This is a genomic window from Klebsiella sp. BIGb0149 (assembly GCF_004362605.1).
Taxonomy (GTDB): Bacteria; Pseudomonadota; Gammaproteobacteria; order Enterobacterales; family Enterobacteriaceae; genus Klebsiella; species Klebsiella terrigena.
On record NZ_SNYG01000001.1, the window covers coordinates 961,649 to 981,426 of the forward strand.

Consider the following 19,778-nt stretch of genomic DNA (forward strand, 5'->3'; position numbering starts at 1 on the left):
ATAAAACGACAAATCTGGACGCTGTCGACAAAAAATCTGGAGATTTGCATGGCTATTAGCACCCCGATGTTGGTGACTTTTACGGTTTATATATTTGGCATGGTACTGATCGGGTTTATTGCCTGGCGATCGACGAAGAACTTCGATGATTATATTCTCGGTGGCCGTAGCCTCGGTCCCTTCGTGACCGCGCTGTCCGCCGGAGCCTCGGATATGAGCGGCTGGCTGCTGATGGGGCTGCCGGGAGCCATATTTCTTTCCGGTATTTCCGAGAGCTGGATTGCCATCGGCCTGACGCTGGGGGCGTGGGTTAACTGGAAGCTGGTCGCCGGCCGCCTGCGCGTTCATACCGAGGTGAATAATAATGCGCTGACCCTGCCGGACTATTTCACCGGCCGCTTTGAAGATAAAAGCCGGGTGCTGCGTATTATCTCCGCGCTGGTTATTTTGCTGTTCTTCACTATTTATTGTGCCTCCGGCATCGTTGCCGGCGCGCGTCTGTTTGAAAGCACCTTTGGCATGAGCTACGAAACGGCGCTGTGGGCCGGTGCTGCCGCGACGATTATTTATACCTTCGTCGGCGGATTCCTCGCGGTAAGCTGGACCGATACCGTGCAGGCCAGCCTGATGATTTTCGCGCTGATCCTGACGCCGGTGATGGTGATTATTTCCGTCGGCGGCTTCGGCGATTCGCTGGAGGTGATTAAGCAAAAGAGCATTGAGAACGTTGATATGCTGAAAGGGCTTAATTTCGTCGCCATTATCTCGCTGATGGGCTGGGGCCTCGGCTACTTTGGTCAACCGCATATTCTGGCACGCTTTATGGCGGCGGACTCCCATCACAGCATCGTCCACGCTCGCCGCATCAGCATGACCTGGATGATCTTCTGCCTGGCGGGCGCCGTGGCGGTTGGCTTCTTCGGCATCGCGTGGTTTAACAACAACCCGGCGCTGGCCGGGGCGGTAAATCAGAACTCCGAGCGCGTGTTTATTGAACTGGCGCAAATCCTGTTTAACCCGTGGATTGCCGGGATCCTGCTGTCGGCGATTCTGGCGGCGGTGATGTCAACCCTGAGCTGCCAGCTGCTGGTCTGTTCCAGCGCGATCACCGAGGATTTGTATAAGGCCTTCCTGCGCAAAAACGCCGGGCAGAAAGAGCTGGTGTGGGTCGGTCGGATGATGGTGCTGGTGGTGGCGCTGATTGCCATCGCGCTGGCGGCCAATCCGGACAACCGCGTGCTGGGCCTGGTGAGCTACGCGTGGGCGGGCTTCGGCGCGGCCTTCGGTCCGGTGGTGCTGTTCTCCGTTATGTGGTCACGCATGACCCGCAACGGCGCGCTGGCCGGCATGGTCATCGGCGCGCTGACCGTTATCGTCTGGAAACAGTTTGGCTGGCTGGGCCTGTACGAAATCATCCCTGGCTTCATCTTTGGCAGCCTCGGGATCGTGGTCTTCAGCCTGCTGAGCAAAGCGCCTTCGGCATCCATGCAGCAGCGTTTTGCCGAGGCCGATGCCCACTATCACTCCGCGCCGCCGGTCCGCGCGACCGCTGAGTAAGCACAGGCTTTCTGCTAAAGCCCGCCTCCGGCGGGCTTTTTTGTGCCCGCGGCTCGCCGCAGCCGGACCGAGACCGACGGGAACCCTCTTGCTAATTCTCTGAAAATACGCTGATATCTGAGCACAAATAACAATGAGGATAGCAATATGAGTTTCAGACAGGGTGCGATGGCGTTGGTGCTGGCAGGGCTACTTGGCGGCTGCGTGGCGCCGGCCAAAACGACCGTTTCAGCGCCGGCTGCCGGCGCCTGCCCGGCGGACAATTCCATGGAGCAGACCACGCTGTACTTTGGCCTCAGCCGTCCGGCGGGTAAAGATATCACCCCCGCGGAGTGGCAGCAGTTTGTTGACCGCGACGTCACCCCGCGCTTTCGCGACGGCCTGACGGTGTTTGACGCCCGCGGCCAGTGGCTGGGGAATGACGGGACCGTGGCGCGCGAGCAGAGCAAGGCGCTGATGCTGATCCACGGGAAAGATGCGAAGAGCGAAGAGGGGATTGAGGCGCTGCGCACGATCTATAAGTCTCGCTTCGCCCAGGAGTCAGTGATGCGCGTCGATCGCCAGGTTTGCGTTCATTTCTAAATAACCTGCGCTGCACAATTAAGGTGTTGCTAAATAAAAGGCGGGGCGATGCCCCGCCTTAATTGCGGCGATATTCGCGGCGCAAGCTCGCGCTTACAGCACCAGACCGGCGAAGCTGGCGGAGAGCAGGCTAACCAGCGTCGCGCCGTAGACCAGGCGCAGGCCGAAGCGGGAAACAATGTTGCCCTGCGGCTCGTTAAGCCCCTTAATGGCGCCGGCGATAATGCCAATCGAGGCAAAGTTAGCAAAAGAGACCAGGAAGACCGACAGAATGCCCAGCCCGCGCGGCGTCATGCCGGCGGCAATTTTCTGCAGCTCGATCATGGCGACAAATTCGTTGGCCACCAGCTTGGTTGCCATAATGCTCCCGGCGTTCAGCGCATCGCTGAGCGGAATACCAATCAGCCACGCCAGCGGGTAAAAGACGTAGCCCAGAATCTGCTGGAAGCTGAGGCCAAATACGGTGGCGAAGAGGGCGTTAACGGCGCTGATTAAGGCAATAAAGCCCATCAGCATCGCCAGAATAATCATCGCCACCTTGAAGCCAGCCAGAATATATTCGCCGAGCATTTCAAAGAAGCTCTGCGACTCATGCAGCTTCTCCAGCTTAATCTCCTGTTCGCTGCCCGGTCGCGTCGGGTTAATAATGGACAGCACAATAAAGGTGCTGAACATATTGAGGATCAGCGCCGCGACGACGTATTTCGCGTCCAGCATGCTCATATAGGCGCCGACAATCGATAGCGACACCGTCGACATCGCGGTGGCGGCCATGGTGAACAGCCGGCGGGAGGAGAGATCGCCGAGCACGCCCTTATAGGCAATGAAGTTTTCCGACTGTCCGAGGATCAGCGAGCTAACGGCGTTAAAGGACTCGAGCTTGCCCATGCCGTTGACTTTTGACAGCAGGGTGCCGATGACGCGAATAAAAATGGGCAGAATGCGCCAGTGCTGGAGAATACCAATCAGCGCCGAGATAAAGACAATCGGGCACAGTACGCCGAGGAAAATAAAGGCCAGGCCTTTTTCACTCATGCCGCCAAATACAAAGTTGGTGCCCTCAGCGGCAAAGCCGAGTAATGAGGTGAAAAAGCCGGAGATATTTTTAACTATCCACAGGCCGCTTTCGGCGTGGAGAAAAAAGAAAGCCAGGGCAATTTCAATAACAATTAACTGGATAATATAGCGAAAGCGGATTTTTTGTCGGTCATAGCTGGCAAGCCAGGCAAGGCCGAGGATAACCACCAGCGCCAGCAGGAAGTGTAAAAACTGAGTCATATTATTCTTTTCGCAGGTAAATAAGGCCGCTATTTAGCCACAGCCGCTACGTCCGGTAAATATCTGCTGCGAAAAAACCGCCGATCCTGCCCGCTGCCGCCGGCGCAGGCGAATAATTGCCTAAGTAATTATTTTCCAGCGATTAATTTACAACTCGTCATCATTCTCTACACATTTCACTTGTGTTTCTGATTATTGTAATGATAATCACTATCAGAAATATTTACCTATCTTTGCATCCGTTGACCGCGGCTCACATTTAAGGATGTCGGCATGTTTGTTCCATTTCTCATCATGTTACGTGAAGGCCTGGAAGCAGCGCTGATTGTTAGCCTGATCGCCAGCTATCTGAAACGCACTCAGCGCGGAAACTGGATTGGCGTAATGTGGATTGGGGTTATCCTCGCGGCGGCGCTGTGCCTCGGCCTGGGGATCTTTATCAACGAAACAACCGGCGAATTCCCGCAGCGTGAACAGGAGCTGTTTGAGGGCATCGTGGCGCTGGTCGCGGTCTTTATCCTGACCTGGATGGTGTTCTGGATGCGCAAGGTGTCGCGCAACGTGAAGCAGCAGCTGGAGCAGGCGGTGGATAACGCCCTGCAGCGCGGTAACAACCACGGCTGGGCGCTGGTGATGATGGTCTTTTTTGCCGTGGCGCGCGAAGGCCTGGAGTCGGTATTTTTCCTGCTGGCGGCGTTCCAGCAGGATGTCGGTATCTGGCCGCCGCTGGGCGCGATGCTTGGCCTCGCCACCGCCGTCGTCCTCGGTTTCCTGCTGTACTGGGGCGGCATCCGCCTTAATCTCGGCGCGTTCTTCAAGTGGACCAGCCTGTTCATCCTGCTGGTCGCCGCGGGCCTTGCCGCCGGCGCCATTCGCGCCTTTCACGAGGCCGGGCTGTGGAACCACTTCCAGGACGTGGCGTTCGATCTGAGCGGCGTGCTGTCGACGCACAGCCTGTTCGGTACGCTGCTTGAAGGCATCTTCGGCTATCAGGAAGCGCCGACCGTCAGCGAAGTGGCGGTGTACTTTATCTATTTGATTCCGGCGCTGGTGCTGTTTGCGCTGCCGCCGCGTAGCAATCCAGCAGCCTCGCGTACCGCTCCGCTTAAGTAGGGCGCCGCAGGATATATATCGTTACCACATACTTACCGAAAGGGATGATCATGATGACTCATTTTCGCCGTAATGCGCTGCAGCTTGCCGTCGCAGCGTTGTTCAGCTCCGCCTTTTGCGCCCAGGCTGCGGATATTCCGCAGGTAAAAGTGACCGTTAATGACAAGCAGTGTGAACCGATGAACGTGACCGTGAAAGCGGGTAAAACGCAGTTCATCATTCAGAACCACAGTCAGAAGGCGCTGGAGTGGGAGATCCTTAAAGGCGTGATGGTCGTGGAAGAGCGCGAAAACATTGCGCCGGGCTTTACGCAAAAGCTGACGGCTAACCTGCAGCCGGGCGAATACGATATGACCTGCGGCCTGCTGACCAACCCGAAAGGGAAGCTGATCGTCACCGGTGCGGCCACCAAAGACGCGGCGAAAGCCGACGCGCTGCTGAGCCTCGGCGAAGCGATTACCGCCTATAAAGCCTACGTCACGGCGGAAACTGCCCAGCTGGTTACCGGCACGAAGGCCTTCACCGACGCGGTGAAAGCGGGCGATATCGAAAAAGCGAAAGCGCTGTATGCCCCGACGCGTCAGCACTACGAGCGTATCGAACCGATCGCCGAGCTGTTCTCCGATCTTGACGGCAGCATTGATGCCCGTGAAGACGACTATGAGAAGAAAGCGGAAGATCCGAAATTCACCGGCTTCCACCGTCTGGAAAAAGCCCTGTTTGGCGACAACAGCACCAAGGGCATGGAGAGCTACGCCGACCGTCTGAATACCGACGTGCTGGAGCTGCAAAAACGCATCAGCGAGCTGGCGTTCCCGCCGTCTAAAGTGGTGGGCGGCGCCGCGGGCCTGATTGAAGAAGTGGCCGCCAGCAAAATCAGCGGCGAAGAAGATCGCTACAGCCACACCGACCTGTGGGACTTCCAGGCCAACGTTGACGGCGCGCAGAAAATTGTCGACCTGCTGCGTCCGCAGCTGCAAAAAGAGAACGCCGCGCTGCTGGCGAAAGTTGACGCTAACTTCAAGAAAGTTGACGCGATCCTCGCGAAATACCGCACCAAAGACGGCTATGAGACCTATGACAAGCTGACCGATGCGGATCGTAACGCGCTGAAAGGCCCGATCACCACCCTGGCGGAAGATCTGGCTCAGCTGCGCGGGATCCTGGGTCTGGACTAAAGCAATGGCAGAGCAGAAGCAATTCGAGGTAAATGAACCGTCACGTCGGCGGTTATTAAAAGGGATCGGCGCGCTAGGCGGCGCGCTGGCCATCGCCGGCGGCTGTCCGGTTGCGCATGCGGCCAAAAGCACCAGCTCGCCGGGCACGCTGTCGCCCAACGCGCGTATGGAGGAGCAGCCCTTTTATGGGCTGCACCAGGCGGGGATCCTCACCCCGCAGCAAACCGCGATGATGCTGGTGGCCTTCGACGTGCTGGCCGCCGATAAGGCCGACCTCGAGCGTCTCTTCCGCCTGCTGACCCAGCGTATTGCCTTCCTGACCAAGGGCGGGCCGGCGCCGGACACGCCGAATCCGCGCCTGCCGCCGATGGACTCGGGCATTCTCGGGCCGTGGATCGCCCCGGATAACCTGACGATGACCGTTTCGGTCGGCCATTCGCTGTTTGACGAGCGCTATGGGCTCGCGGAACACGCGCCGAAGAAGCTGCAGAAGATGACGCGCTTTCCCAACGATTCGCTGGATGCCGCGCTCTGTCACGGCGATCTGCTGCTGCAAATTTGCGCCAACACCCAGGATACGGTGATCCACGCGCTGCGCGATGTGATTAAGCATACCCCGGATCTGCTGAGCGTCCGCTGGAAGCGCGAGGGCTTTATCTCCGATAGCGCCGCGCGGAGCAAAGGCAAAGAGACGCCGGTTAACCTGCTGGGCTTTAAGGACGGCACGGCGAACCCGGTGAGCACCGACGACGCGCTGATGGATGAGGTAGTGTGGGTTACCGCCGGACAGGGAGAACCGGCGTGGGCGACGGGCGGCAGCTATCAGGCGGCGCGCATTATCCAGTTCCACGTTGAGTTCTGGGATCGTACGCCGCTGAAGGAGCAGCAGACGATTTTCGGCCGCGACAAGCACAGCGGCGCGCCGCTGGGGATGCAGCACGAGCACGACGTGCCGGATTACGCGAAAGATCCCGATGGCGATATTATCGCGCTGGATAGCCACATTCGGCTGGCTAACCCGCGCACGCCGCAGACGCAGTCGAACCTGATGATGCGCCGCGGCTACAGCTATTCGCTGGGGGTGACCAACTCCGGGCAGCTGGATATGGGGCTGCTGTTTGTCTGCTATCAGCACGATCTGGAAAAAGGTTTCCTGACGGTGCAAAAGCGTCTCAACGGCGAAGCGCTGGAGGAGTACGTCAAGCCGATCGGCGGCGGCTACTTCTTTGCGCTGCCGGGCGTCAAGGATAGCCAGCACTACCTGGCGCAGTCCCTGCTTGAAGCCTGACGTTCCTGCCCGCAAGGGCAGGGCGTTTTCTGCTGTTTTTCCATTCTTTTTTTGTATTTCCTGCCTTGTGTTATTTTTCTGTAATCTAATTGTCGGAAACTCTCCAGAGCTGCAATGAAAATTATTTGTTGTCTGTATGTGAAAAATAAGTTGCATTAAGAATTATTTTTGATGTACTTATTACAGACGCGGTAGTTCCCGGCAGTGATGTCGTTTCACTATGGAGATCGCGAATGCCCGATTGCTGTAACGGAAAATGTAAAACTTCTTACCGTACTCATCAGCACGGGGGCCACACTTCCGGCCGCGATTCCCACACCCCTAATATTTCTCCAGTCACTACAGACAATCCGAACCCAGACCGGGTGAGCGGTGCGCGTAGCCGTGACCCGTTGTCAATTCGACAGGCAAGCAATGGCTTAAAAGGAAGCCAAACCTCAATCGTTCGTGCGCATAATCGCGTCGATATTGACGCGTGTGATGTAAACCAACAACGCAAGGTGCTATCCATGGGAAGACAAAAAGCAGTGACCAAAGCTCGTCGTGAGGCCAAACGTGTGCTGAGACAGGATTCGCGCAGCCATAAGCAGCGCGAAGAAGAATCGGTCACATCGCTTGTGCAAATGAGTGGCGTAGAAGCCATTGGCATGGCGCGGGACAGCCGCGATTTATCGCCGATTGAAGCGCGCAATGACGCTCAGGTGCATTATTTGAATGCCATTGACAATAAACAGCTGATCTTTGCCACCGGTGAAGCCGGGTGCGGGAAGACCTGGATCAGCGCGGCGAAAGCAGCTGAAGCCCTGATCCATAAGGATGTGGACAGAATTATTGTTACCCGTCCCGTTCTGCAGGCCGATGAAGATCTCGGCTTCTTACCGGGAGATATCGCCGAGAAATTCGCCCCCTATTTCCGCCCCGTTTATGACGTGCTGGTGAGAAGGTTGGGCGCTTCCTTTATGCAATACTGCCTGCGGCCGGAAATCGGCAAGGTGGAAATCGCGCCGTTCGCCTACATGCGCGGACGTACATTTGAAAATGCGGTTGTGATTCTGGACGAGGCTCAGAACGTGACCGCTGCGCAAATGAAAATGTTTTTGACCCGCCTCGGGGAGAACGTGACGGTCATCGTCAACGGCGACATTACCCAGTGTGATTTACCCTCTGGCGTAAGGTCTGGCCTGGTCGATGCGCTGGCGCGTTTTGAAGAAGACGAGATGGTCGGCATTGTCCGCTTTACGACCGACGACTGCGTCCGCTCGATGCTCTGCCAGCGAGCGCTGAAAGCCTACTACTAGCGGTTATATTCAGCGCAAAGCCCGGGGAAACCCGGGCTTTGTTTTTTCTGCGGCCCGCTGACGCGGTTTGCGGTTTAGCCAATCGCCCCCAGCGCATCTTCGCTGCCCTGCTTTTTCGGCAGCAGGTACAGGGTGGCGAAAATATCCAGCAGATAGAGCAGGGCCAGTAGGGTGATCGCCGCGGTAAACGACCAGTGGCTGACGAACAGGCCAATCACCAGCGGCCCAAATCCGCCGACGCCGCGCCCCAGATTAAACAGCACGTTCTGCGCGGTGGCGCGCACTTTCAGCGGGTAGGTATCGGAGATAAGCGCCCCGTAGCCGCCGATCATCCCGTTGACGAACATTCCCATCAGCGCCCCGGTAAACAGCATGACGACGGGGTCGCGCAGCTGGGCGTAGATAATGACCATCACCACGGCGCCGACCTGGTAAATAAGGAAGATTTTCCAGCGCGGGAAGCGATCCGCCAGCACGCCAAACAGCCAGATACCGAAGGTCATCCCCACCACGGTGACCGCCGTCCACAGCCCGGATTTGGTCAGCGAAAAGCCAAAGCTGGAGGAGAGATAGCTGGGCATCCAGATCATCAGGCCGTAGTAGCCAAAATTCTGCACCGAACACAGGATCAGAATGCCGATACTGGCCTTCGAGGTGGCTCTGTCGGCAAACAGCATCCCGATCCGCGCCGTGAACGACATTTCCTCAGCGACGCGGCTATCTTTGGTAAACGCCTCGGGTTCGCCCATGCCGCGGCGGATGGCAAACGAGACCAGCGCCGGCAGCAGGCCGACCAGAAACATCCCGCGCCAGCCGATGATGTCCAGCAGGAGCGGGGTGATAAAGGCGGCAAGCAGGACGCCAAGCTGCCAGCCGATGCCGACCCATGCCGAGGCCCGGTTACGCTTATGGGCGGGCCAGACTTCGGCAATCAGCGCCATGCCGATACCGAATTCGCCGCCGAGCCCCATCCCCGCCAGGGTGCGATAGGCCAGCAGATCCCAATAGCCCTGGGCGACCGCACAAAGACCGGTAAAAACGGAGAACATCAGGATCGTGAAGGTCAGGACGCGAATGCGCCCCAGACGATCGCTGAGATGACCAAACAGAATCCCGCCCAGCACCGCGCCAATGAGCGTCCAGGTGACGAGAGAACCCGCCTGAGAGGTGCTGAGCGCCAGAGAAGCGCTGATTGCCGGCAGCATGAAGCCGAGGATCAGCAGGTCGAAACCATCCATTGCGTAGCCGCTGATCGCCGCGACCATGGCTTTAGCCGGCGTCACGCCGCGTTTGTTTTGTGGGGAAGAGAAGGTCATGTCCAGGCCTTAGGATTAAATTGTGCGCCAAGTATAGATTTGTCAGCGATCGTAATCTACTGCAAAGAGGGGCCCAGGGTCAGGAGGCGCGAGCAAAGCAGGAACATTGCCAGATGCTCCGCCGTCCCGAGAAACGAGAGGAAATAGTGATGAATAGCGGGAGGAGCGACCGGCGCCGCTCCTCTGAGAGGACGTGGGGGTCATTAGCCCGCCAGCTGGTGGTCCAGGTTGAGCAGAGTTTGCGCCATCACCGCCGCGCCATCCGCCAGCTGCCGTTCGGTAATCGACTCTTCAGGGCAGTGGCTGCGCCCGCCCAGGCACGGAATAAACACCATCCCCACCGGGCCGGTAGGGGAGACGTACACCGCATCGTGTCCGGCTCCGCTTGGCAAACGCTGGGATCCCAGCTGCAGGTGCTCCGCGGCTTCAGCGATCGCCCGCATCACGACGTCCGAGCAGGGCGTTGGGCTGGCGCGGCTCACGTGCTCAAGCGTTGCGGACAGCCCCAGAGCCGCCAGCTCTGATTCGCACAGCCGCATAATGTCTTCCGGGAAAATGTCGAGAACCTGCTGGCTGTCGCTGCGGACCTCAAGCATCAGCTCAACCCAGCCCGGCACCGCGTTGGGCACGTTCGGCGTCATCGCGATGCGGCCAATCGTCGCCACCACGTAATGCGGGTTGCCGCTTTGCGCGCTGGCCTGCTGATGGACGCGGGTTATCACCTGCGCGGCACCCACCAGGGCATCGCGACGGACGTCCATCGGCGTGGTGCCGGAGTGGTCCGGCTGGCCGTGAACCATAATCCGCACCCGACGGATCCCCACGATATGCGTCACGATGCCAATGGGTAAGCCCGCGTTTTCCAGTACCGGGCCTTGCTCAATGTGCAGCTCAATATAGGCCGCCGTGCCGCCCGGACCGCGCAGCGGCGCGGTTAATAGCTGCGGCTTAGCGCCAACCCGCAGCATCGCCTCCGCCAGCGTCTCCCCGGCATGGTTTTTAGCCGCCAGCATGCCGCTATCGAGGGAGCCGCAAAAGGCGCGGCTGCCCACGCAGGAGATGCCGTAGTCGCTCGGCTCTTCAGAGAGAAAGTCGATCACCTCCAGCGGATGCTCAAGCGTGATATCGCGCTCCTGCAGGCTTAAGGCGATTTCGATGCCGGCCAGGACGCCGATAATGCCGTCATAGCGTCCGCCGCCAACCACCGTATCGCTGTGGGAACCGATCGTTATCGGCGCCAAATCCATGCGTCGTCCGGCCCGCCGTCCGATCAGGTTGCCGCCCGCGTCGAGGGTGACGCTGAGCCCGGCCTGCTCCATTTTTTGCTGCAGCCAACGGCGGCCCTCGCTGAATAGCGGCGTGAAGGCGCGGCGCGTCCAGGGCGTACCCGGCAGCGTCATGGTCGCTAAGGTGTTGGCGTTTTCCCACAGGCGGGAAGCGTTGATGAGAGGACGATCCTTTAGTATTTCAGCGTTTATGTTTGTCATGGCGTTGTCTCCGTTATGCGGCGCTGCGCGGGCGCAGGAATCGACCGTCGCCCGGCTGGTTGACGATTTTTCCGTGGTTAAATACCGGCATGCCGCGGCACCACGTCTGCTCTACGCGCACCGTAAACTCCATGTCGGCGAATGAGCTCCAGGTTACCGCCGACAGGCTGGTGGAGGGATCGAAGCGATAGGTTTCGCGGTTCAGGATCACGAAGTCGGCGTCTTTACCCGCGGCAAACGACCCTTTGCGGTCATCGAGAAGAAAGTGCTGCGCCGGATTGCGGCACAGCAGCTGCACGACCGTCGTGGGCGAGATGCCATGCTGTTCGCAGCCGGTCCACAGCGCCGGCAGCAAGGTCTCGAGGCCCGGGCCGCCGGAGGCGTTTTTGAAAATGTTCTCATCCCCTTTGCGCTCCAGCCCCCAGCTAACGTGGTCGGAAGAGACGAACGTGCAGTCCCCCTGCGCAATATGCACCCACAGCCGTTCGGACTCAGATTTGGGCCGGATTGGCGGGTAGTGTTTGGTTTTGGCCCCTAGCCGGAACGAGTGCTCTTCATGGTTCAGCATCAGATACTGAACGCAGGTTTCGATTGAGACCGGATAGCCGGCGTTTTTGTACATTTTATAGATCTCAAACCCGCGCGAGGTTGACACGTGGACCGCATGGGCGCGGGCGCCGGTAACCGCGCCAATTTCATACAGCTGCGTGGTGGCCAGATCTTCGATCAGCGGTGTATGCGCGCGCATGAACGCGTCCCAGCCGGTATCGTTTTCAGCAACCATGCGCTGGATGTTTTTGCGCGTCATCTCCTGCATCTGATTGTGCACCGCGCAGGCTAAGCCGCTCGGGGCGATCAGCTGGAACGCGTGCAGCAGATCGTCCTCCTCGACCCGCGGGAAGCGGCCGGGAGTGGCTTCGAACGTCGAGAATTTAAACGCGCAGACCCCTCCCTCGATGAGTCCCGCCGCCGCCTCGAAGCCGTGCTTTTGGTTTAGCGTGCCGAACAGGGCCACGTCGACGTGGCAGTCGCGTTCGACCTCCGCAATTTTATTGTCCAGCTGGCCGCGGCTGGCGACCGGCTCGGGGTCGTCATAGGGCATATCAACCATTACCGTCACGCCGCCGGCGGCGGCGGCGCGTGAGGCCCAGCCGAGGCCCTCCTGATTGGCCTGGCTTCCTGAATGGACCTGGCCGTCAATCACCCCGGGAATAACCCACCTGCCGCTGGCATCGATAACTTTTTCAGCCTGCGGCAGCGGGCCGCTGCCGGTGGCAGCGATTTTTCCCTGCTCGATAGCCAGCCATCCATCGAGCGTGATGCCGTCGGCATCAACCAGATCGCCCTTTACGACTATGTCCCATCTCTTCTGCACACTCATAACGCACGCCCTTATAACTTTTACCGAAAATTTTGCATAAAAATGCATATGTGGCCGATGGGTAATCGGCCTCTTTTCCAAAGTCTGCGTCTAGTGTAGGGTGGCTGTACGTATTATGTCTTATGCTTATTTATCACTCTTGCATAACATTATGTTAACCTTGGAGAGGGTGCGATGCGCTTAAATCTCAAACAAATTGAAGTTTTTCGCGCCATTATGCTGACGGGTTCCATCAGCGGCGCGGCAAAGCTGCTGCACGTTTCGCAGCCGGCCGTTTCCCGGCTCATCGGCTATACCGAACAGCGGCTGGGGCTATCGCTATTTGAGCGGATAAAAGGGCGGCTTTATCCAACGCCAGAGGCGCGGCACCTCTTTATTGAAGTCAACTCGGTCTATCTCGGCGTGCAGCGCGTTAATGAAGTTGCTGAGGATTTGATTCAAAACCGCATGGGCCATCTGAGGATTGCCTGTAGCCCCAGCCTCGGGCAGGGGTTAATACCCAACGCCATTGCTAAATTTCACCGTACGCTGCCCGATACCCGGGTGATTCTGCACACTATGATCCCCGACGTGCTGCTGCAGGCGGTGCTGACTCAGCAGGTTGAGCTAGGAATTGCCTTCCTCCATGAGGGCCATCCAAACGTGCAGTCCCGGGTGTTATATGAAAATCATCTGGTCGTTGCGCTCCCTGCTACCCATCCGCTGACCGCCAAAAATACGATCAATGTCGAAGATCTTGTGGGCCAGCCGTTTATTGGCTACGGATCCGATATCCCTATCGGGCAGATAGTCAGGCAGCTCTTTAATGATGAAGGCATTGTTGTCCGGCCAATCGTTGAATCGCAGCAGATTCACGTGGCCTGCGCCCTGGTTCAGGCGGGGGTGGGCATCGCGCTGATCGATGAAATTACCGCCAGCGGCCCGGTATGGACCAACGTCGTCTTTCGTCCTCTCTCACCAACGGCTAAAACGCCGATCAGCATCATTTACGGCATGTACGAACCGCTTTCGCGGCTGGCTCAGGAATTTATCAGTACTCTGGAGTCGATTCAGGTTCACTGGTCGAGATAGCTCGTCGCCGCCATCGGCGCCGAAAATGCCTAACTTCTCCTGGCGTAAATTAGCGCGGGTTGGCTTTTTCTCGATCGTTAACATTGTGTTATACGCTGTGGCCAAAAAGTAATATGACATTTTGACATTCCGCCCTCTAGTATCGAACCAAGGCTGCGATGATTATTCATTAATTATGCACTTTAGCGCCTGCTTACGAGTTCTGTACTTCTGGAGGAATAGCAATGGGTCGAATTTTAACACTGGCTGACGTCGAAGCTGCCGTTAAGGGTGGTTCAGTGTTTGCCTGCGGCGGCGGCGGTTGGGTCGAACACGGGCTGGAGTTAGGCAGAATGGCGGTCACCGTTGGCCGCCCCGAGCTGGTCACCATGGATGAGGTCGACGATAGCGCCTGGATTGCCACCGCCGCGGCGATTGGCGCCCCCGGCGGGCTGACCGACTGGGAAATGCTCGGGATAGATTATGTTAAGGCCGTCCAGCTGGTGCAAAAAGAGCTGGGTGAGCCCATTTATGGCCTGATTATCGGGCAAAACGGGATGTCCAGTACGCTTAACGGCTGGCTGCCGTCCGCCATTCTCGGCACCAAAGTGGTCGATGCGGTGGGAGATCTGCGCGCCCATCCCACCGGCGATATGGGCTCGCTGGGCCTTGCTTCCAGCAGCGAGCCGATGATTCAGGCGGCGGTGGGCGGCAATCGAAAGAATCATGCCTATATTGAACTGGTCGTTAAAGGCGCCACCGCCAAAGTCTCCCCCATACTGCGCAAGGCTTCGGACATGTCCGGGGGCTTCATCGCCAGCTGTCGTAACCCGATTCGCGGCGCTTACGTGCGCCAGCACGCCGCGCATGGCGGTATCAGCCGCGCCATTTCCCTTGGCGAAACTATCATTGCCGCCGGCCAAAAGGGCGGCAGCGCGGTCATCGATGCGATATGCAACCACACCGGCGGGCAGATCATCGGCAGCGGGAAGGTGACGCAAACCACGCTGCAATATACCAGTGAGGCCTTTGACGTCGGCGTTATCGACGTCGGCCAGGGCGAAAACCTGCGCCGCATCCACGTGATGAATGAACATATGGCGGTGGAGGATCGCCACGGCCAGCGCATGGCGACCTATCCGGACGTCATCACCACGCTGGATATGCAGGGCAACCCGGTCAGCGCCGGGCAGCTGAAGCCGGGCCTCGAAATCGTTATTTTTCACCAGCACCATAGCCAAATTCCGCTCTCTTCCTCCGTTACCGATCCGGCGGTTTATCCTGCCGTTGAGAAGACCCTGGGGATCGAGCTGTTCAGCCATATTCAGCAGGGAGTCGCAAAATGAAAAAGAGCTATAGCGTGACCTCGGGTACCCAGCTTCGCTGCCTCGGCTGGCGCCAGGAAGCCCTGCTTCGCCTTCTGGAAAACGTGCTGGCGGTGGGGGAAAACCCTGACGAGCTGGTGGTCTACGCCGCGCTAGGCCGCGCCGCGCGCGACTGGCCGTCGCACGACGCCATCGTGCAGGCGCTGAAAACTATGCGCGAAGACCAAACCCTGCTGGTGCAGTCCGGCAAGCCGATTGGCCTGCTGCAAACCCACGCCAACGCTCCGCTGGTGATTATGGCGAACTGCAATATGGTCGGCCAGTGGGCCAAAGCGGACAACTTCTATCGCTGGGAGAAGGACAATCTGATCTGCTGGGGCGGCCTAACCGCCGGCGACTGGCAGTATATCGGCTCGCAGGGCGTCATTCAGGGGACCTACGAGATTTTTTCCCGTATTGCCGAACGCGACTTTGATAGCGATCTGCGCGGGCGCTTTATTCTGACCGCTGGTTTAGGGGGGATGGGCGGGGCGCAGCCGCTGGCCGGCACCATGGCCAGGGCCGCGATCCTCACGGTAGAGGTCAACCAAAAGAGCATCGACAAGCGGCTGAAAAACGGCTTTCTGCAGCATCAGGCGCGGGACCTTGAGCATGCGCTCACCCTTATTCGCAATGCGCAGAACGACCGGGAGCCCGTCTCCGTTGGCTTACTGGGCAATGCCGCCGACGTTTTTCCGGCTATTTTAGCCAAAGGGATTATTCCCGATATCGTGACCGACCAGACCGCGGCCCATGATTTAGTTTACGGCTACGTGCCTTCCGGCTACTCCCCGGAGCAGGTTGTCGCCCAGCGCGAAAAGGATATCGACGTTCTGATGGATGCCGGCCGCCGCTCGATCGTCCGGCACGTCACCGCCATGCTCGGATTTATGGATCGCGGCGCCGTGGTGTTTGATAACGGCAACCTTATTCGTACCCATGCCTATCAGGGAGGGGTTGAGCGCGCCTTTGAGATCCCGATTTTTACCGAGGCCTTCCTGCGCCCGCTGTTCTGCCGCGCTATCGGCCCCTTCCGCTGGATTGCGCTGTCCAATAATAGCGATGACATCAGGGTGATCGACGATTATCTGCTGACGCGCTTTGCCGACAACCAAATCGTCAGCAACTGGATCCGCCTGGCCCGCGAGAAGGTGCCGTTCGAAGGTCTGCCTGCGCGTATTGCCTGGCTTGGCCACGGCGAACGAACGGAACTGGCGCTGGAGGTGAACCGCATGGTGGCCGATGGTCGCCTGAGCGGGCCGATTGCCTTCACCCGCGACCATCTCGATGCCGGGGCGATGGCGCATCCCAACATCATGACCGAGAAGATGAAAGATGGCTCGGACGCCATCGCCGACTGGCCGCTGCTCAACGCCCTGGTGAACTGCGCATCGATGGCCGATCTGGTGGCGATTCACTCCGGCGGCGGCGGATATAGCGGCTATATGACCAGCTCCGGCGTGACGGTGGTTGCCGACGGTTCAGACGCCGCGGCGCAGCGCCTGCAGCTCTCCATGACCAATGATACCAGCACCGGCGTGATGCGCTATGCCGATGCGGGTTATCAGGAGTCTCTGGATGAAGTAAAAGAAAAATCAATCTCTTATATTAATTTATCTGCGGCCGGCTAGCCCTGCGTATGAGGTCATTATGACAAAAACCACGACTTCCCCCCTGAGCGCCGAGGCTATCCGGTCGGTACCGGAGCCGCGCAGCAAGGGGTATAAAGCGATTGCTGCGGCATCAATAGGTAATGCGCTGGAATGGTATGACTTTTCAATCTATGCCTTTTTCGCGGTCTATATCGCGCAGAACTTTTTCCATCAGCAGGATGCCGGGGCGCAGCTGTTTGAGGCGTTTTTAGCCTTTGGTCTCGGTTTTGTGATTCGGCCTCTGGGGGCGTTGGTCATCGGCGTCTATGGCGATCGGGTAGGGCGCAAGGCCGCCCTGACGCTGACCATTATGACGATGGCCGTGGGCACGGCGATCATCGCCTTTGCTCCGCCCTACAGCGCGATCGGCATTGGCGCGCCGCTGCTGATTCTGTGCGGTCGGGTGCTGCAGGGCTTCTCCGCCGGGGGAGAAGTGGGCGGCGCGGCGGCCTTTTTGGTCGAACATGCGCCGGCCGAGAAAAAGGGCCAGTACGCCTCCTGGCTGCAGGCCAGCATGGGGATCTCCAATATCTTTGGCGCGCTGGTGGCCACGGTGGTGACCCTGACCCTCAGCCATGAACAGATCGGTGACTGGGGCTGGCGCATTCCGTTCATTATTGGCCTCTCCATCGCGCCTATCGGTTTGTGGATGCGTAAAACGCTGGAGGAAACGCCGCTCTTTATTGAGGAGCAGGCCCGCCGCAAGGTGGAGAAGATCGGGCCGGAAATGCCCCTGCTGCAGCTTTTTAAAGCGCACGGCAACGCGGTGTTGCTCGGCACCGGGCTATCGATACTGTGGGCCGTTAGCGTCTACGCGCTGATTATCTACATGCCGATCTACGTTCAGCGCCAGCTGCATTTTGAGAGCCACCAGGCGTTCCTCGCGGCGCTGATTGGCAACTGCTTTATGGTGGTGTGCTGCGTCGCCGCTGGCACTTATTCCGATCGTATCGGCACCCATAAGCTGCTGATGATCGGCGCCGGCCTGCTGCTTATCTGCAGCTATCCGCTGCTGCTGCTGCTCGACGCTTCGCACACCACGCTGACGCTGATTGTGGTGCAAAGCCTGTTCTGCATCCTGGTATCGCTGTTCGTCGGCGTGGCCCCCCTGGCGCTGTCCGAGCTGTTCCCCACCGACGTTCGCGCCAGCGGCATGTCCGTTTCTTATAACCTCGCGGTAACCCTGTTTGGCGGCTTTGCGCCGGCGGTGTTGACCTGGCTGACCGAAAATACCGGAACGCGCTTTGCGCCGGCGTGGTACGTGATGATCGCCAGCGTGCTGGCGATGGTTGCGTTGCTCAGCATCGAGCGGCAAAAGGCGAAAAAACGCTGATCGACAAGTGGCTATAAAACAAAGTTATTTAATTTCAATAAGATTGCCTGATTAACATGACAGCATAAATAATAAGAGGGTTGGATCTATGTCAGCAAAATTGTCGCTTTTGATGATTGCACTGCTCACTCTGAGCTACAGCAAGGTAGGTTTATCCGCGGTCACTCTGGATGGACACTCGATTACGCCAGCAATTATTGCCAGCGTGGCGGACGGCGAAGCCGTGGCGATCTCTCCTGCGGCCACGGCGCGGGTGGAAAAGGCCCACCAGGTGCTGATTGAGGCGGCGCAGAATGGGCAAAAAATCTACGGTTTAACGGTCGGCGTCGGTCTTAATAAGGACCGGCCGATGGTCGACGTCCACGGTAAGCTGACCGATGAGGTGATCGCCGCGTCGAAGAAATTTAACGTCGGCCTGCTGCATGCCCATTCGGGCGGCATCGGTGAGCCGATGAGCCAGCGCATCGCCCGGGCGACGATGGTAACCCGCCTCAACACGCTGTTGACCGGCGGCGGGGGCGTGCAGCCGGAGGTGATTGACGCGTACGTCGACTTCCTCAATAAAGGCATCACGCCGGTTATCCCGAGCGAAGGCTCTATTGGCGAGGGGGATATCACCATTATCAGCCATATCGGGCTGGCGATGATCGGCGAAGGCGATGTCTACTACCAGGGGAAAAAGGTTCCGGCTAAGGTTGCGCTGGAGCGCAGCAAAACGTCGGCGGTGGTGCCTTATGCCAAAGACGCGCTATCCATCCTGAGCTCCAACGCTTATTCGGCATCCAGCGGCGCGCTGGCGCTGAATTCGCTGGTTCATCTGCTGCCGCTTAATTCTCTGGTTTATGCCACCAGCCTTGAGGCGTTAAACGGCAACGTTTCGCCTTTCCTCGAGAATACGCTGGCGCTGCGCCCCTACCCGGAGGTGGTGGCGATGGGCAGTCACCTGCGAACGCTGCTTGCCGGCTCCAGCCTGTGGGAGCATGACGACAGCCGCCCGCTGCAGGATCCGCTGAGCTTCCGCTCCGGCGTCTATTTACTGGCCGAGCTGCAGCGTAGCTACCAGCAGGCCTGGGACCAGCTGCTGGTGCAGCTCAACAGTTCTGACGATAACCCCGGCGTCGCGATCGGCGTTTCCGCCCCGTCGGACCGCCCGCAGGATCGTCTGGGCTATGTGGATCAAAATGGCGTAAAAGGCGCCGTTTTGCCAACCGCCAACTTTGAACCTCTGCCGTGGGTGCTCTCCTTTGAACAGCTGAGCCTGGCGCTGGCCCACAGCTCGTTGGCCAACGCGCAGCAGGTCGTGAAGCTCAACAACCCGTCGTTTACCGGGCTGACGCGCTTCCTCGGCACGGACAATACCGTTCACGCCTTTGGGGCGATGGAAAAACCGGTGATGTCGCTGGCGATGCGTAACAAAGAGCTGGCCATGCCGGTGTCGATGGACTTTATGCCGGTCGCTGGCGATATTGAGGATATCGCGACGAATGCGCCGGAAGTCGCGCAGCGCCTGCAGCAGCAAATCGATAACAGCTATCAGCTTTTGGGGATTTTGCTGGTCCATGACGCGCAGGCTATCGATCTGCGTAAGCAGAAGAACAACGGCTTCAGGATGTCGCCGCCGACCGGCGCCCTGTACGATGCGCTCAGGCGCCAGGTAAAATTTATGGATAGCGATCGCCCGCTTAGCCCGGACTTTGCCGCTGCGGCCCAGGTCCTGAAAACATTCGATGTGCGGGATGTGGCGGCGAAGTAGCGCTCGCCTTGCGGACCGGTCAGTATGGTCAGGAGCCGGCAGCCTCTCCGGAGGCGCCGGCTTAAGAGTAAAACGCGACGACTATTTGGCCTGTAGCCAGATTCCGGCAATATCCATCCCCGTGACGGGGGATGCCTGCAGATTTGCT

General features: G+C 58.6%; 15 protein-coding genes. 11 read left to right on the forward strand and 4 right to left on the reverse strand.

All coding sequences use genetic code 11. The features are described from left to right. Window positions 1-48: 48 nt before the first annotated feature. Both putP and EDF75_RS04640 read left to right on the forward strand, forming a co-directional pair. Window positions 49-1,557 (forward strand): sodium/proline symporter PutP, encoded by a 1,509-nt coding sequence (gene putP, locus EDF75_RS04635; protein WP_133597396.1) that lies wholly within the window; start codon window positions 49-51, stop codon window positions 1,555-1,557. Window positions 1,558-1,704: 147 nt separating this feature from the next. Continuing rightward, window positions 1,705-2,139 carry a DUF3574 domain-containing protein gene (locus EDF75_RS04640; protein ID WP_133597398.1) on the forward strand — a complete coding sequence of 145 codons (435 nt, stop codon included), beginning with the start codon at window positions 1,705-1,707 and terminating at the stop codon, window positions 2,137-2,139. Window positions 2,140-2,232: 93 nt separating this feature from the next. On the opposite strand, the gene EDF75_RS04645 is transcribed toward EDF75_RS04640, so the two are convergent. Further along, a complete protein-coding gene (locus EDF75_RS04645; protein ID WP_133597400.1) occupies window positions 2,233-3,417 on the reverse strand; it encodes a NupC/NupG family nucleoside CNT transporter in 1,185 nt (394 codons plus the stop codon). Window positions 3,418-3,690: 273 nt separating this feature from the next. Here EDF75_RS04645 and efeU point away from each other — a divergent pair, with 273 nt between their 5' ends. From efeU to phoH, 4 genes are all read left to right on the forward strand, one after another. Further along, window positions 3,691-4,530 carry an iron uptake transporter permease EfeU gene (gene efeU, locus EDF75_RS04650; RefSeq protein ID WP_123707395.1) on the forward strand — a complete coding sequence of 280 codons (840 nt, stop codon included), beginning with the start codon at window positions 3,691-3,693 and terminating at the stop codon, window positions 4,528-4,530. Window positions 4,531-4,580: 50 nt separating this feature from the next. Beyond that, entirely contained in the window at window positions 4,581-5,708 is a 1,128-nt protein-coding gene (efeO, locus tag EDF75_RS04655) for an iron uptake system protein EfeO (RefSeq protein WP_132511024.1), read from the forward strand. A 4-nt stretch (window positions 5,709-5,712) separates the two neighbouring features. Next, on the forward strand, window positions 5,713-6,996 hold the full coding sequence (gene efeB / locus EDF75_RS04660) for an iron uptake transporter deferrochelatase/peroxidase subunit (protein ID WP_133597402.1): 1,284 nt from the start codon (window positions 5,713-5,715) through the stop codon (window positions 6,994-6,996). A gap of 509 nt (window positions 6,997-7,505) precedes the next feature. Then, complete coding sequence (gene phoH, locus EDF75_RS04665) at window positions 7,506-8,294, forward strand: phosphate starvation-inducible protein PhoH (protein ID WP_041144929.1); 789 nt, start codon at window positions 7,506-7,508, stop codon at window positions 8,292-8,294. Between the two features lie 74 nt (window positions 8,295-8,368). Here phoH and EDF75_RS04670 read toward each other — a convergent pair whose 3' ends face one another. From EDF75_RS04670 to EDF75_RS04680, 3 genes are all read right to left on the reverse strand, one after another. Then, a complete protein-coding gene (locus EDF75_RS04670) occupies window positions 8,369-9,610 on the reverse strand; it encodes an MFS transporter (protein ID WP_133597406.1) in 1,242 nt (413 codons plus the stop codon). A 203-nt stretch (window positions 9,611-9,813) separates the two neighbouring features. After that, a complete protein-coding gene (locus EDF75_RS04675) occupies window positions 9,814-11,097 on the reverse strand; it encodes a Zn-dependent hydrolase (protein WP_133597408.1) in 1,284 nt (427 codons plus the stop codon). A gap of 13 nt (window positions 11,098-11,110) precedes the next feature. Beyond that, the gene (locus EDF75_RS04680; protein ID WP_133597410.1) at window positions 11,111-12,478 is read right to left on the reverse strand and encodes a dihydroorotase; all 1,368 of its coding nucleotides are present in this window, start codon (window positions 12,476-12,478) and stop codon (window positions 11,111-11,113) included. Between the two features lie 174 nt (window positions 12,479-12,652). On the opposite strand from EDF75_RS04680, the gene EDF75_RS04685 reads away from it, so the two are divergent. The 5 genes from EDF75_RS04685 to EDF75_RS04705 all read left to right on the forward strand — a co-directional run bounded on the left by EDF75_RS04685 (window position 12,653) and on the right by EDF75_RS04705 (window position 19,630). Then, window positions 12,653-13,549: a LysR family transcriptional regulator gene (locus EDF75_RS04685; protein WP_133597412.1), complete on the forward strand. Its 897-nt coding sequence runs from the start codon at window positions 12,653-12,655 to the stop codon at window positions 13,547-13,549. 224 nt (window positions 13,550-13,773) lie between these two features. Continuing rightward, the gene (locus EDF75_RS04690) at window positions 13,774-14,874 is read left to right on the forward strand and encodes a DUF917 domain-containing protein (protein ID WP_133597414.1); all 1,101 of its coding nucleotides are present in this window, start codon (window positions 13,774-13,776) and stop codon (window positions 14,872-14,874) included. Beyond that, window positions 14,871-16,523 (forward strand): urocanate hydratase, encoded by a 1,653-nt coding sequence (locus EDF75_RS04695; protein ID WP_133597416.1) that lies wholly within the window; start codon window positions 14,871-14,873, stop codon window positions 16,521-16,523. Before EDF75_RS04690 ends, EDF75_RS04695 begins: the two co-directional genes overlap by 4 nt. Window positions 16,524-16,542: 19 nt before the next feature. Further along, entirely contained in the window at window positions 16,543-17,877 is a 1,335-nt protein-coding gene (locus EDF75_RS04700) for an MFS transporter (protein ID WP_133597417.1), read from the forward strand. Window positions 17,878-17,965: 88 nt separating this feature from the next. Next, window positions 17,966-19,630 carry an HAL/PAL/TAL family ammonia-lyase gene (locus tag EDF75_RS04705; protein WP_133597419.1) on the forward strand — a complete coding sequence of 555 codons (1,665 nt, stop codon included), beginning with the start codon at window positions 17,966-17,968 and terminating at the stop codon, window positions 19,628-19,630. The last annotated feature ends 148 nt before the right edge of the window (window positions 19,631-19,778 follow it).

What these genes read in the sequence shown, in the direction of transcription:
- EDF75_RS04685 (WP_133597412.1), top strand. Translation starts at nt 12,653, where the DNA reads ATGCGCTTAAATCTCAAACAAATTGAAGTTTTTCGCGCCATTATGCTG.
- EDF75_RS04675 (WP_133597408.1), bottom strand. Translation starts at nt 11,097, where the DNA reads ATGACAAACATAAACGCTGAAATACTAAAGGATCGTCCTCTCATCAAC.
- putP (WP_133597396.1), top strand. Translation starts at nt 49, where the DNA reads ATGGCTATTAGCACCCCGATGTTGGTGACTTTTACGGTTTATATATTT.
- efeB (WP_133597402.1), top strand. Translation starts at nt 5,713, where the DNA reads ATGGCAGAGCAGAAGCAATTCGAGGTAAATGAACCGTCACGTCGGCGG.
- EDF75_RS04690 (WP_133597414.1), top strand. Translation starts at nt 13,774, where the DNA reads ATGGGTCGAATTTTAACACTGGCTGACGTCGAAGCTGCCGTTAAGGGT.
- efeO (WP_132511024.1), top strand. Translation starts at nt 4,581, where the DNA reads ATGATGACTCATTTTCGCCGTAATGCGCTGCAGCTTGCCGTCGCAGCG.
- phoH (WP_041144929.1), top strand. Translation starts at nt 7,506, where the DNA reads ATGGGAAGACAAAAAGCAGTGACCAAAGCTCGTCGTGAGGCCAAACGT.
- efeU (WP_123707395.1), top strand. Translation starts at nt 3,691, where the DNA reads ATGTTTGTTCCATTTCTCATCATGTTACGTGAAGGCCTGGAAGCAGCG.
- EDF75_RS04700 (WP_133597417.1), top strand. Translation starts at nt 16,543, where the DNA reads ATGACAAAAACCACGACTTCCCCCCTGAGCGCCGAGGCTATCCGGTCG.
- EDF75_RS04645 (WP_133597400.1), bottom strand. Translation starts at nt 3,417, where the DNA reads ATGACTCAGTTTTTACACTTCCTGCTGGCGCTGGTGGTTATCCTCGGC.
- EDF75_RS04680 (WP_133597410.1), bottom strand. Translation starts at nt 12,478, where the DNA reads ATGAGTGTGCAGAAGAGATGGGACATAGTCGTAAAGGGCGATCTGGTT.
- EDF75_RS04640 (WP_133597398.1), top strand. Translation starts at nt 1,705, where the DNA reads ATGAGTTTCAGACAGGGTGCGATGGCGTTGGTGCTGGCAGGGCTACTT.
- EDF75_RS04695 (WP_133597416.1), top strand. Translation starts at nt 14,871, where the DNA reads ATGAAAAAGAGCTATAGCGTGACCTCGGGTACCCAGCTTCGCTGCCTC.
- EDF75_RS04705 (WP_133597419.1), top strand. Translation starts at nt 17,966, where the DNA reads ATGTCAGCAAAATTGTCGCTTTTGATGATTGCACTGCTCACTCTGAGC.
- EDF75_RS04670 (WP_133597406.1), bottom strand. Translation starts at nt 9,610, where the DNA reads ATGACCTTCTCTTCCCCACAAAACAAACGCGGCGTGACGCCGGCTAAA.